The 12,566-nt window shown below is 57.2% G+C and carries 11 protein-coding genes and 1 pseudogene; 8 read left to right on the top strand and 4 right to left on the bottom strand.

The window, feature by feature from the left end:
* Window positions 1–141 precede the first annotated feature (141 nt).
* Complete coding sequence (locus DJ564_RS19175; RefSeq protein WP_109632423.1) at window positions 142–1,275, bottom strand: aminotransferase class V-fold PLP-dependent enzyme; 1,134 nt, start codon at window positions 1,273–1,275, stop codon at window positions 142–144.
* A gap of 339 nt (window positions 1,276–1,614) precedes the next feature.
* On the opposite strand from DJ564_RS19175, the gene DJ564_RS19170 reads away from it, so the two are divergent.
* From DJ564_RS19170 to DJ564_RS32500, 3 genes and pseudogenes are all read left to right on the top strand, one after another.
* A complete protein-coding gene (locus tag DJ564_RS19170) occupies window positions 1,615–2,973 on the top strand; it encodes an MATE family efflux transporter (protein ID WP_109632421.1) in 1,359 nt (452 codons plus the stop codon).
* 625 nt (window positions 2,974–3,598) lie between these two features.
* Window positions 3,599–4,246 (top strand): hypothetical protein, encoded by a 648-nt coding sequence (locus DJ564_RS19165; RefSeq protein ID WP_109632419.1) that lies wholly within the window; start codon window positions 3,599–3,601, stop codon window positions 4,244–4,246.
* A gap of 265 nt (window positions 4,247–4,511) precedes the next feature.
* Window positions 4,512–4,658: pseudogene (locus DJ564_RS32500) on the top strand (phosphoribosyltransferase); the annotation flags it as partial.
* 32 nt (window positions 4,659–4,690) lie between these two features.
* On the opposite strand, the gene DJ564_RS19155 reads toward DJ564_RS32500, so the two are convergent.
* Window positions 4,691–5,437 (bottom strand): SDR family oxidoreductase, encoded by a 747-nt coding sequence (locus DJ564_RS19155; RefSeq protein ID WP_109632417.1) that lies wholly within the window; start codon window positions 5,435–5,437, stop codon window positions 4,691–4,693.
* 182 nt (window positions 5,438–5,619) lie between these two features.
* Between DJ564_RS19155 and DJ564_RS19150 the strand changes: the two genes are divergently transcribed.
* Complete coding sequence (locus DJ564_RS19150) at window positions 5,620–6,189, top strand: YceI family protein (RefSeq protein WP_109632415.1); 570 nt, start codon at window positions 5,620–5,622, stop codon at window positions 6,187–6,189.
* 92 nt (window positions 6,190–6,281) lie between these two features.
* On the opposite strand, the gene DJ564_RS19145 is transcribed toward DJ564_RS19150, so the two are convergent.
* Complete coding sequence (locus DJ564_RS19145; RefSeq protein WP_371921938.1) at window positions 6,282–6,725, bottom strand: hypothetical protein; 444 nt, start codon at window positions 6,723–6,725, stop codon at window positions 6,282–6,284.
* A gap of 308 nt (window positions 6,726–7,033) precedes the next feature.
* Here DJ564_RS19145 and DJ564_RS19140 point away from each other — a divergent pair, with 308 nt between their 5' ends.
* Window positions 7,034–8,161 carry a diguanylate cyclase gene (locus DJ564_RS19140; RefSeq protein WP_109632414.1) on the top strand — a complete coding sequence of 376 codons (1,128 nt, stop codon included), beginning with the start codon at window positions 7,034–7,036 and terminating at the stop codon, window positions 8,159–8,161.
* A gap of 291 nt (window positions 8,162–8,452) precedes the next feature.
* Here the strand turns inward: DJ564_RS19140 and DJ564_RS19135 are convergent, their stop codons facing one another.
* Window positions 8,453–8,893, bottom strand: coding sequence for a hotdog fold domain-containing protein (locus tag DJ564_RS19135; protein ID WP_109632412.1), 441 nt, complete (start codon window positions 8,891–8,893; stop codon window positions 8,453–8,455).
* A gap of 162 nt (window positions 8,894–9,055) precedes the next feature.
* On the opposite strand from DJ564_RS19135, the gene DJ564_RS19130 reads away from it, so the two are divergent.
* The 3 genes from DJ564_RS19130 (at window position 9,056) to mqo (ending at window position 12,398) form a co-directional block, all read left to right on the top strand.
* Window positions 9,056–9,691, top strand: coding sequence for a TetR/AcrR family transcriptional regulator (locus DJ564_RS19130; protein WP_109632410.1), 636 nt, complete (start codon window positions 9,056–9,058; stop codon window positions 9,689–9,691).
* A gap of 24 nt (window positions 9,692–9,715) precedes the next feature.
* The gene (locus DJ564_RS19125; protein WP_109632408.1) at window positions 9,716–10,426 is read left to right on the top strand and encodes a GNAT family N-acetyltransferase; all 711 of its coding nucleotides are present in this window, start codon (window positions 9,716–9,718) and stop codon (window positions 10,424–10,426) included.
* A 319-nt stretch (window positions 10,427–10,745) separates the two neighbouring features.
* Complete coding sequence (mqo, locus tag DJ564_RS19120; RefSeq protein WP_109632406.1) at window positions 10,746–12,398, top strand: malate dehydrogenase (quinone); 1,653 nt, start codon at window positions 10,746–10,748, stop codon at window positions 12,396–12,398.
* The last annotated feature ends 168 nt before the right edge of the window (window positions 12,399–12,566 follow it).

Here is a 12,566-nt window from a genome sequence, read left to right as displayed (position 1 = left end):
GGAAACCTTTTCTGATTGCGCTGAAGGGCGCCCGTGTCAGCAAGACGCATGCACGGGCTTTCCCTTGTGGTTCTGACATGACGTCCGGGTATGCCTTCCTCGAACTCACAAGTTCGGTATGTGTTGCGGGCAAGATGAGGCTTAGTTAACCATCACCTCGTCCAGTGCCTGCTCGAGGGTGCTGACCGTGCGCTCGATATTGTGCAGCTTTTCGAGTCCGAACAGACCGATGCGGAAGGTTTGGAAGTCGGCCGGCTCGTCGCATTGCAACGGCACTCCAGCGGCGATCTGCAGGCCGTGGCTGGCAAATTTCTTGCCGCTCTTGATGTCGGCATCATCGGTGTAGCTCACCACTACGCCAGGGGCTTGAAAGCCGGCTGCGGCCACGCTTTTGATGCCTTTGCCGGTCAACATCGCGCGCACCCGGTCGCCCAGCTCCTGTTGTTCGTCGCGGACCTTGTCGAAACCGTAGGCTTGCGTCTCTTTCATCACTTCGTTAAATCGCGCGAGGGAATCGCTGGGCATGGTCGCATGGTAGGCATGTCCGCCCTGTTCGTAGGCCTGCATGATCTGAAGCCACTTTTTCAGGTCGCAGGCGAAGCTGCTGCTTTGCGTCTGCTCGATGCGCTCGAGGGCCAAAGAACTGAGCATCACCAGGGCGCAGCAAGGGGAGGCGCTCCAGCCTTTTTGCGGTGCGCTGATCAGCAGGTCGACTGCGCATTTGTGCATATCAACCCAAAGCGTGCCTGAGGCGATGCAGTCCAGCACGAACAGGCCACCCACCGCATGCACGGCGTCGCCGACGGCCCGCAGGTACTCGTCGGGCAGGATAATCCCTGATGAGGTTTCAACGTGGGGGGCGAAGACAATCTGCGGTTTCTGCGCCTCAATGGCTGCCAGCACTTCGTCCAGAGGGGGTGGGGCGTAGGCAGCCTGACGACCCGTCTCGACCGGTCGGGCTTTCAGCACCGTGGTGGCCGCCGGGATGTTGCCCATCTCAAGGATCTGGCTCCAGCGATAACTGAACCAGCCGTTGCGTATCACCAGGCATTGCTGGTCGGTGGCAAACTGTCGCGCCACCGCTTCCATGCCGAATGTGCCGCTGCCCGGGACCACCGCAACAGCCTGGGCGTTGTAGACCTGTTTCAGGGTCGTTGAAATGTTCTTCATCACACCTTGAAACGCCTGCGACATGTGGTTGAGCGAGCGGTCGGTGTAGACCACTGAGTACTCGACCAGCCCCTCGGGATCGATACTGGGATATAGCTTGGACATGGGTGACTCCTTTGGCAGAGATGTCAGTGGTATCGACCCTGCCCTAAGCCTTGGCAAATGACAAGATTGCTCGGGATTGAATGGCGACTTCTGTCGAGCGGCTGGTATCAACCCTGGCTGACATAGCCAATCAATAAATCGGCTGACAATGTTTACGGGTTCCAAGTATGAGGTGCGATGTTCGCAAGGCGTAGAACCGGCAAGCATGTGGTTGAAGCGGGAACTACAGAGGCAACGGCAACTTCATTGATTTTAAATCTTCGAAATCGGAGCGCGTTGGTGTCGGCTCCCTAGCGTAGAATTTGCACACCGCCAGCCCCACCCCGAGACGGAACCTCAATGCAAACCCCCACCACTCAACACTCCCTCTGGAAAACCTACCTCCTTTTCCTCGCTCCGATGGTCCTCTCCAATTTTCTCCAATCCATGTCGGGCACCATCAACAGCATCTACATCGGCCAAATGCTGGGCGTCCAAGCCCTGGCCGCCGTCTCCGGCATGTTCCCCATCGTCTTCTTCTTCATCGCCCTGGTCATCGGCCTCGGTGCGGGGGCGGGCGTGCTGATCGGCCAAGCCTGGGGCGCGCGTGAACCGCATCTGGTGAAAACCATCGCCGGCACCACTTTGCTGCTGGGCGCAATGATCGGCCTGGTCGCGGCGATATTGGGCAGCGTTTTCGCCAGACCCGCCCTGCAAGGCCTGGGCACGCCGGCCGACGTGCTCGACGACGCGGTGTCCTACGCTCACGTGATGATGTGGATCATGCCGTCGCTGCTGGTCTACGTGCTCTTCACTCAACTGCTGCGCGGGGTGAGCGATACGGTGTCGCCGCTGATCGCGCTGGTGGTGTCGACGTGTATCGGGCTGGCGCTGACGCCGGCGTTGATTCGCGGTTGGTTCGGGTTGCCGATGATGGGGATTCAGAGTGCGGCGTATGCCGGGTTGGCGGGGAATTTGTCGGCGATGGGGTGGCTGGCGTGGCGGTTGATTCGCAAGGGGCATCCGTTGGCGCCGGATCGGGAGATGTTTGCGGCGATGCGCCTGGACCTGGTGATTCTCGGCAAGGTGTTGCGCATCGGCTTGCCGACCGGGTTGCAGATGGTGGTGTTGTCGGTGTCGGAACTGGTGATTCTGGCGCTGGTGAATCAGCACGGTTCGCAGGCGACGGCGGCGTATGGCGCGGTGACGCAGATCGTCAATTACGTGCAGTTTCCGGCGTTGTCGATTGCGATCACGGCGTCGATCCTTGGTGCTCAGGCGATCGGGGCAGGGCGCCTTGAGCGCATGGGGCCGATTCTGCGCACGGGGCTGTTGATCAACGTGTGCCTGACCGGTGGCCTGGTGGTGTTGGGTTATCTGCTGTCGCACTGGTTGCTGGGGTTGTTTCTCACGGAGGATTCCACCCGGGCGAAGGCTGAGCATCTGTTGCACATCATGCTCTGGAGTCTGCTGGTGTTCGGCTTCCAGGCGATTGTCGGCGGCATCATGCGCGCCAGCGGTTCGGTGCTGGTGCCGATGGCGATTTCGATTTTTTGCGTGGTCGGCGTGCAGTTGCCGGTGGCGTATGTGCTGGACGCGCGGTTCGGGTTGGAGGGCGTGTGGATGGCGTTTCCGGTAGCGTATCTGGGGATGCTGGTGTTGCAGACGGCGTATTACAAAATGGTCTGGCAGCATCAGAAGATCGAGAGGTTGGTGTAGGGGAGCGACCCCAACGATCTGTCCCTGATTGATGTCCGGACCTGCGACGCAAGTTCCGCCAGTAATCAGGTCTTCACTTTTCTCGGCGAGTGGAATGGTAAAAGTCTGACTGTTTCAGTGGCAGAAGTCCTAAATGCGAGCAGCTCGTTATTGCACTTATCGTAAGTAACCTAACAACTAATGGATCCAATAAGCACTACTAGAAATCCCTGTAATTCACCAGCCCAGTTGTCATGGGGCTGACAGCGAAGTTGATACGTTAGTACCGGCTTGTGGGACGTTTACAATAACCGCCGTTTGTCGGTGCGCTGCTCAAAAAATGAACATTCCGGGATCCCTGGCCTCTGATCCTGCAGCACGTCACCCAAGACCTGCTCCTGCAGCCGCAGAAAAGAAGTGGAAAATTAACCTCATGTGCATTGAATGCTAATGGGGATTTTTTTACCCGAAATTCAGGAGGCAACAAATAAGACGGTCATTGATTTGCCAGCCGAATCAATGGGCTAAGCAGTGCCAACTCGATGAGTTGGCATATCTTATAAAAGTAAGATCGCGCAGGGTTTCGAAGAGTTTAATACCCTGTTTAATATCGATCTGTACTATCGAATAAGGTGGAGAAAGTACCGTGGCGATAAATACAATTATGAGCCTGCTCGAAAATAAAGAGTGCATGGAATTTTTGCGATTGGGCGTTATTTACGTTCATTTAGTGTCGTGTTGTGTGGCCATTGGTTTGGTATTGACCAGTGATGTTGCGATGGTCAGAGACTTGTTAAAAAGAAAAACATTCACGGAGCATGATAATGCTCACATGGAAAGTCTGCAGAAGTCGGTCATCGCTGCGTTGATAGCGTTGTGGGTGACGGGTGCCGCTATCATCGGTATTGATTACCTCGAAAAAGGTATGAATTACTTTATGAATCCGAAGCTTCACGCCAAAGTAATTATTGTCGTGTTGCTGAGTTATAACGGCCTCATGTTGCATCGCCTGGTACTGCCCTCGCTGCAAAAGGCCGGCTCGTTGCTCAATCTCGGGTTCAGCGCACGGATGATGGCGCTGTTCTGTGGCTCGCTGTCGGCCGTGTCCTGGATGTATGCGGCCATGCTGGGTGTCGGTCGCCCGTTGGCCTGGAAATACTCTCTCTCAGAACTGTTGATGGCATATCCGCTCCTGATTGCACTGGGCTTCCTAACGATGCTGGCATTGACTCAGCGTCTGAAAACACAGGACGCCATCGTTATCTCTCCGGGGACAGTAGCGAGCGCACGATAGGCCGGTTCACTGCGTAAAACTTGCGGGCTTGTCCTGAGCCTGAAAAGCGCGACCTTCTTAGTGCAGGTGATCATAAAAGCCTGCATCAAGGAGGTCGCTTGGTTTTAAGTAAAAAGGCCGCATGCTTCCAGGTATTCAATACCTCTGTGAAGAGCCCTGTATGAGTTCGCGCTGACGCCGTGGGTAACTCAGGTCTGAACTTGATGCAAACCGCTGTCCGACCAACAATCCTGAGTGACCCGAGACGCGAACCGACAGGCGTGATCTGGAGGTTCGCCTCGACCTGATGCTGGTGCGCAAGCTGGGCATTCCTTCCCATGAAGAGTTTGCGATGAGCGCGATTGCCAGTGGCGGCATCCAGATCCCCAATGAGCACGCGCTGCGGGTTCACCCGCTGGTACATGGATTTTTCCCAGACTTCGGATGCAGAGGTCATCAGTCTGCCTAGTGGCTCTCAAGCCAGTCCTGAAACCGCGTCGCACCGATGATCGGATTGGCACCTGGTGTCAGCGACTGGTCATTGATCGACGCACCAAAGTAAGGAACCGTGTCGTCCAACACGGTCTGGCGCGGGTCCTTTGTATGCTTCAAGTAATCGCTCGCGAACTCGATGAGGGGGCGGTTTTCAGGGCCGGCCACTTCGACGGTCTGATTGACCGGCGCTTTCAGCGCGATGTCCGTGAGTGCCGCCGCGACATCGGTCGAGGCCACCGGTTGCAGCGCGGCGGACGTCAAGTGGATGGTGTCGCCTTCCTCACGCCCGGAGTGAGCAATGGCATGAATGAACTCGAAGAACTGCGTGGCCCGCAGGATGGTGTAGGGAATGCCTGACTTCTTGATGAGTTTTTCCTGGGCCATCTTCGCCCGGAAATAACCACTGTCGAGCATCCGTTCGGTGCCGACCACCGACAGGGCGACATGGTGTTTGACGCCGTCGATCTTCTCCGCCGCGATCAGGTTATGCCCGGCGGTTTCGAAGAAGTGCAACGCCGCGTGGTCCTCGAAGGAGGGTGAGTTCGACACGTCGACCACCACGTCCGCGCCTTTCAACGCCTCGTTCACCCCTTCACCGCTGATGACATTGACGCCGGTGCTCGGCGATGCCGCCAGGGCTTCATGCCCCAGGTCCTGCAGGTTCTGGCAGAGCTTGCTGCCGATCAGCCCGGTGCCACCGATGACGACGATTTTCATGTCCAGTCTCCCGATGCGATGAGTGCTTGATTCATTAAATACCTGCGCGGGCGGCCGCATCGGGCGATGAGTCGCGTTGGCCGACAGGTGGTCGGAAGTCCAGGTCCGAGGTGGAATAAACAAAGGTTCTTTGCTTTAGTCCACCTATCGCTGGCCCGCGTGGGCCACGACTGGAGCGCTCCATGAATTCTCGATTCCCGTCGTTTTCCGTACTGGCTGCTGCGCTTGTCTTCGGCTTTTTCCCCTGTGCCGAAGCGGCCAAATACACGCAAGTGAATGAAACCGCCAGCATGATCTCATTCACCTACAAACAGTTCAGCTCGCGGGTGTACGGCACGTTTGGCACGTTCAAAGCCACGCTTGATTTCGACACGGCCAACCCCGAAGCGGGCCACGCTGCGCTCACCATCCAGCTCGACAGCATCGATGCCGGCAGCGAAGACGCCAACACCGAACTGCAAAAGCCTGCCTGGTTCGACACGCAGAAGTACCCCGATGCGACGTTTGAGTCGACCGGCGTGAAAACGCTGGGTGACAACCGCTATTCGATCACCGGCAAACTCACGCTCAGGGGAGTCACCCGTGAGGTGGCCGTTCCGGTCCTGCTCAAAGAGGAGAACGCCATCGGGATCTTCGATGGCCGGTTAACGCTCAAGCGTAGCGATTTCAAGGTCGGCGAGGGTGAATGGGGCGACACCGTCGTTTCCGACGCCATCAATATCCGCTTCCGGATGGTTGCGCCGCAGCAGTAATCAAGCGAGCCCACAGGGATAAAGCTGCTCATCGAAGCTGTTGCACACGCTAGGCTGGATCGCCATAAAAGGGAAACAAACCGCAGCCTGAACTAACTACAGGCGTCCGCCACCGCCTTCTCGGCGCGTTCAATTTCCTGCTTGATGTCCGTGCTTATCCGCTGTTCCTTGAACTTCTGTTCGAGGAATTGCTGGCTCCCCTGGTTTTTCAATTCCGCATCGGTGGCGGCGTCCTGTGCCTGCAACTCGGCGGCGTGGGCGTCTATGACCGCTTCAACCTCTGCATCATTCTTCGCGTTATCCAGGGAGCTGACCAATTTGCCGACTTCCGCCTTCTCGGCCTCGGCATAAGCATCAACAGATAACCCGGCAGCCATCGCCCGCGCGCGAATTTCCACTGTTTCCTTGTGTTCCTTCGCTGCCTTGCACACCGCATCCCGGCGTGCGCGCTCGCCAGCGTCCCACTCTATAAATCCATAAGTCGTCACACCGATCATGGTCAGGGTAACGATGGCGCTGATAAATTGGGCTCTCACATTGCGCACCCTCAACAGTCAAGGGGCTCCCCCCGTATTTGTGATTATCGCCCGATTCCATTGGAGGCTTCAAAAGCGTAGCAGGACGAACGCGTTGCACGTTGGCGATGGATGCCATTTGGCTTGATGACTACGAGACGTTAGAAGCGCACTTGTGTGCTATTACTTTTCTGACGATTGTCACTGAGGCCTCCAGGGGCGCATTAGGTGAATGTGCAGGTACCCAAGAGTCGTAATTGTTTGTTTGCCTGAGTGGCAGGGTGCCACAATCGCGTTTTTTGTCGCAGCATCATGATCAGGCGGATCAAATGGGTGGCCCAGGATTTCGGCACGACCAGGATACTTTCATTGCAGCGCAGGTGCGCAGTGATCGATTGCATCAGCTATTCCACCAGTCATTCCCTGCGATTTTCGGCAGTTTTCTCGCTGCAATCATGTTGTGCGGACTGTGTTGGGAGCGTTTTGACCACCGCGTCATTTTCACGTGGATAGGGCTGCTGACGGCGTCGTCGTTGCTGCGCGTCCTGATGTTTGTTGCCTGGTTTCGCTGTCCGGACAGTGAACGCACCCCGGAACGCTGGGAGAGGAGATACTGGTTCACGCTGGTGTTGTCCGCCGGTATCTGGGGGGCAGGCGCTTTAGCGGTCATGCCGACAAACGACCTGCTGGCCCAAGCGTTGGTCATGCTTTTTGCCGTCGGCATGTCGGTCAGTGCGGTGTCGTGTTATTCGTCCTATCGATACATGACCTTGGCGTCTATTGGCCTGGTCTTGTTGCCGTGTACCTTCTGGCTGCTGTTCCAACCGTCGGCGATGCAAATCGGCATGGCGCTGGCCGTTATTGTGTTCGCCTCATTCGTGGCCAGCGCGACACGCAAACTGTCCGAAGCACTGGAAACCGCCTTCCAGCTAACCCGCGAAATGGAACGCGCCCATCGCATTGCCACGTATGCCGCCCAAACCGACGAACTCACCGGCCTGAAAAACCGCCGCGCTTTTTTTCAGCATGCCCAGCAATTGTTCCATGACTGCAAACAAAACCGGCTACCGCTGTGCGCGGTGATGCTGGATATGGATCACTTCAAGCACATCAATGACACCTATGGGCATCAGGTCGGCGATCAGGTGTTGCGGCAAATGGGCGTGATCATCAACCGGTCGTTTCGCGATACCGACATCTTCGGCAGGCTGGGCGGCGAGGAGTTCGCGATCCTGCTTCCGAACACCTCCATTGAAACGGCCCTGCATATCGCCGAGCACCTTATCCAGTCGATCGGTGGGTTGATGACCGGGCCTGTTCATCGCATATCGGCGAGTCTTGGGGTTGCAGCGATGGAGAGTGGCGACAACGATCTGCAAAGTTTGCTGAATAACGCGGATAAGGCGCTGTATCGGGCCAAGGCGCGGGGGCGGAATCAGGTGGCTGTTTCGGAGTAAGGGTGGGTGGCGTCGATTGAAATGAGCTACGACTGGTAACTTCTCAACTCACGTAAAAGCCTTCGGCACCTAAAAAGCACCGAGGGCCTTCGCTAACACACAGAGCTTGAGCCTGGTGAAACCCTGTGGCGAGGGGACTTGTCGGAATGCCGCACCACCCCGTTCGGCTGCGAAGCAGTCGCAAAACCTGACGACACAGTTAGGCTGAAGAACGCAGGGGGCCAAGTCCCCTCACCACAGGTCATGTGTTCACAGCCCCTTTACTAACAGGGAGGCTTTTCTTGAGGGTGTTTAAGCGAGCTTCACATTCATGGTGATCCGCGCCGTGAACACCTTCTTGCCCTCAGCATCATGAATATCCACCGGCACGATCTTGTCGCCCTCAGTCTGCCAATCCACTGCCTCACCATCGGCCACCGCCGTCACGTTTGTTTTCGCCTTGGCCAAGTACTCAACCGTCATCCCTTTCGGAATCCAGCGCGCACCAGCGGGAATGGACACGTCAGTCATCGTCCCGGCAGCCAGTTCGGCGGCGTTGCACATCGCAATTGCGTGAACCGAGCCCAAGTGGTTGGTGATCTCCTTGCTGAACGGCACCTGCACCGTGGCATGGCCCGGGCGCAACTCGGCGATCAGCGGGTTGATGGTGCTGAAGTAGGGTGCTACCTGGCAGGCCATTTTGCTGAACGCTTGCGGGCCGGCGCTGTTAAACATGCTGAGAAACTGACTCATTTTGAAGCCTCGCTGAGGGATGGTTTTACAGAATTATCTTCCGTAACAGAATAATGTTCTGTTACGGAACAGTATTCTGTCGCGATGAAATCTGTCAACCTAGCGCAGCTTTCTCACCGGCAGCCGCCTGCCTTGTCATGAATTTTCTGGCCTGTATCCCGCATGGAAACCGCAGATCTACTCGAGCGCAGCTACCCCGGCAGAAGAGCCGAACTCAAGCGCGACATCTTCAGAAAAGCCCTGGCCCTGTTCAACGAACAAGGGCTCGAAGCCACGACCATCGAAATGATCCGCGCCGAATGCGATACCAGCGTCGGTGCGATCTACCATCATTTCGGCAACAAGGAAGGCTTGGTGGCCGCGCTGTTTTTCACCGCGCTGGACGATCAGGCACTGCTTCGCGACAACTACCTCGCCGAGGCACAGACGACGGAAGAGGGCGTGCACGCGCTGGTCCACAGCTACGTCGATTGGGTGGACAGCCAACCCGAGTGGGCGCGTTTCCAGTACCACGCACGGTTCGCCGTCACCAAAGGCCCGTTCAAGGAAGAACTGGCCAGTCGCAACAAAACCCGTAACCAGAAGCTCGGACAATGGCTGGCAGAGCCCGGCCGGCGCGATGAGCTGCGAGCGTTTCCTGCCGAATTGCTGCCGTCGTTGATCATCGGCCAGGCTGACAGTTACTGCCGCGCATGGTTGTCGGGGAGGGTGGCTGGCAGTCCGAAGGCCTATAGGGAATTGCTGGCAGAAGCGGCGTGGCGATCAATCTGTGACAATACCCCCGCCGAAACCCAGTAAAGCGATCCCGGAGTCAGAATTTCAATGCCCCAACTCACCCACTTCGACGCCCCGAGCCCGGAGCACATCAACAGCCAGATCCTGCAGATGGTCGTCGACAACCTGACCGACATCAGCATGGTCGGCATCGCGCCGAGCAACCCGCTGTACAACGTGTATCAGTACACGGTCGGCTACGAAGTGCACCTGTACCTGGAGGCTCTCGGCGGGGGCAAAGGCATCGCGGTCGAGTTGATCGTCGCCACCGACGATGAAGACCCTGAAAAGGTCATCGGCTTTGTGCTGTACCTGCCGGTCAAGGATGATCCCGAAGCGTGCGGCGTGGCCTACATGGCCGTCGATTCGGGTCATCGTCGCCGAGGCGTCGCGCGGGCCATGTTGCAAGACATGGTCAGCCGCTACCCGCACGCCGAACTGACCTGCACCGTCGCCAAGGTGCCGTGGTTTGAGTCGATGGGTTTTCAGGTGCTGGGCGTGCGCGGCACGCAGGTGCTGATGAACACCCACGACCACAGTAGCGAAGGCCTGATGGGACTGTTGGATGTCACATTTATCTACAGTTCTTTAGAGGTCCGGCAGATACATAACTACTTGCTGCAAAAACACGGAAAGCGCGCAATGGTCGATGCTGAAAAGCAACGCGACCGGCATCTGGACCAAATGACCCACAACGCCAAGGTGTTTGTGCTGAATCGTTTGGGCCGGGACGCGGCTAACGAGCCCCGTCTGGACTAGACTCATAAGTCCTTTTGGGAGCGCGTGGTCGTCCAGCCATGATATTCTGCGCGCCAACTTGGTTTGACCTATTCAGTTTGCATGTCCTTGAGACGTGCCAACAGGATCAATGTCGCTCAAGTAGCTGAAGCCAATAATGATAAAAAGTCAGTTCAGTAGGGACATATAAACTGAGGTCGATGGAGACACGTCGGCCTTGTGTGCCCACCCTTCGATTCTTGTTTACGAGCACCCACGACGTCCTGCCTGAAGGTCGTGAACCAAGGGGCCGTGAGCGAGAATTGGAAGGGCGGATGGCGTTTTATCATAGGTGCTACAGATGTTTAAGAAAATGAACACGGCCCTGCTGGGGCTGGCTTTGTCGATGGGGATCACGTCCGTTCACGCGGAAGAGGCAAAGAAAGTCGATGTACTGCTGATCGGCGGCGGCATCATGAGCGCGACCCTGGGTGTCTGGCTCAACGAGCTGGAACCTGGCACCTCGATGGAAATGATCGAGCGCCTCGACGGCGTCGCCCTGGAAAGCTCCAATGGCTGGAACAACGCCGGTACCGGTCACTCCGCCCTGGCCGAGCTGAACTACACCCCGGAAGACGACAAGGGCAACGTACAGATCCCGAAAGCCGTTGAAATCAACGAAGCGTTCCAGATCTCCCGTCAGTTCTGGGCCTGGCAGGTTCAGCAAGGCGTGCTGAAAAACCCGCGTTCGTTCATCAACTCCACGCCGCACATGAGCTTTGTGTGGGGCGATGACAACATCAAGTTCCTGAAGAAGCGCTACGAAGCCCTGCAAGCGAGCCCGCTGTTCGCCGGCATGCAGTACTCCGAAGACCCGGCAGTGATCAAGAAGTGGGTTCCGCTGATGATGGAAGGGCGCGACCCGAACCAGAAAATCGCGGCCACCTGGAGCCCGATCGGCACCGACGTCAACTTCGGCGAGATCACCCGCCAGTTCGTCGCGCACCTGCAAACCACGCCGAAGTTCGACTTGAAACTGTCTAGCGAAGTGCAAGACATCACCAAGAACGACGACGGCACCTGGCGCGTCAGCTACAAAAACCTGAAAGACGGCAGCAAGTCCGAAACCGACGCCAAGTTCGTGTTCATCGGCGCAGGTGGCGGTGCACTGCACCTGCTGCAGAAGTCCGGCATTCCTGAAGCCAAGGAATACGCAGGCTTCCCGGTAGGCGGCTCGTTCCTCGTGACCGAGAACCCTTCCATCGCCGAACAACACCTGGCCAAGGCCTACGGCAAAGCCTCCGTTGGCGCACCGCCAATGTCGGTTCCGCACCTGGACACCCGTGTCCTGGACGGCAAGCGCGTCATCCTGTTTGGCCCATTCGCGACCTTCAGCACCAAGTTCCTGAAGGAAGGCTCGTACCTGGACCTGCTGACCACCACCACCACGCACAACGTGTGGCCAATGACCAAGGTCGGCATCAAGGAATACCCGCTGGTCGAGTACCTTGCCGGCCAACTGATGCTGTCTGACGAAGACCGCCTCAACGCGCTGAAAGAATACTTCCCGAACGCCAAAGCCGAAGACTGGCGCCTGTGGCAAGCCGGCCAACGCGTGCAAATCATCAAGCGTGATGAAGCTGCCGGTGGCGTGCTGAAACTGGGCACCGAGATCGTTGCTTCCGCTGACGGCTCGATCGCTGGCCTGCTGGGCGCATCGCCGGGCGCATCGACTGCAGCACCGATCATGCTGACCGTGCTGCAGAAAGTGTTCAAGGACAAGGTGGCTTCGCCAGCGTGGCAGGAAAAGCTGCATCAGATCGTGCCGAGCTATGGCACTCAACTGAATGGCAATCCTGAGAAGGTTGCGCAGGAGTGGGCTTACACCGCCAAGGTGCTGCAACTGACTCCGCCGCCGGCGATTGGTCAGGTAGCGGCTCCGGCTGCTGCTCCGGCTGATGCTGATAAGGCGAAAGCGCCGAAGGCTAATGCTGCCAGTGATATGGCTTTGTAAGTAGAAGCGTAATCAGAAAAAGCCCACTGGATCGGTAACCGTCAGTGGGCTTTTTTGTGGGGGAATGGTTTTCGAGGGGTAGATTCATCTGGCTGTTGGCCTTTTCAGTATCTCCAGATCTCAGTACATATCGGTGCACCATCCGAAGCCTGTCTCACGCATCAAAAA

The organism is Pseudomonas sp. 31-12 (assembly GCF_003151075.1).
GTDB lineage: Bacteria > Pseudomonadota > Gammaproteobacteria > Pseudomonadales > Pseudomonadaceae > Aquipseudomonas.
This window is presented reverse-complemented; position numbering and strand designations above follow the sequence as displayed.

Bases quoted from the DNA above. Each gene is read 5' to 3' on its own strand.
- DJ564_RS19175 (WP_109632423.1), bottom strand. From the start codon at position 1,275: ATGTCCAAGCTATATCCCAGTATCGATCCCGAGGGGCTGGTCGAGTAC.
- DJ564_RS19170 (WP_109632421.1), top strand. From the start codon at position 1,615: ATGCAAACCCCCACCACTCAACACTCCCTCTGGAAAACCTACCTCCTT.
- DJ564_RS19155 (WP_109632417.1), bottom strand. From the start codon at position 5,437: ATGAAAATCGTCGTCATCGGTGGCACCGGGCTGATCGGCAGCAAGCTC.
- DJ564_RS19150 (WP_109632415.1), top strand. From the start codon at position 5,620: ATGAATTCTCGATTCCCGTCGTTTTCCGTACTGGCTGCTGCGCTTGTC.
- DJ564_RS19140 (WP_109632414.1), top strand. From the start codon at position 7,034: ATGGGTGGCCCAGGATTTCGGCACGACCAGGATACTTTCATTGCAGCG.
- DJ564_RS19135 (WP_109632412.1), bottom strand. From the start codon at position 8,893: ATGAGTCAGTTTCTCAGCATGTTTAACAGCGCCGGCCCGCAAGCGTTC.
- DJ564_RS19130 (WP_109632410.1), top strand. From the start codon at position 9,056: ATGGAAACCGCAGATCTACTCGAGCGCAGCTACCCCGGCAGAAGAGCC.
- DJ564_RS19125 (WP_109632408.1), top strand. From the start codon at position 9,716: ATGCCCCAACTCACCCACTTCGACGCCCCGAGCCCGGAGCACATCAAC.
- mqo (WP_109632406.1), top strand. From the start codon at position 10,746: ATGTTTAAGAAAATGAACACGGCCCTGCTGGGGCTGGCTTTGTCGATG.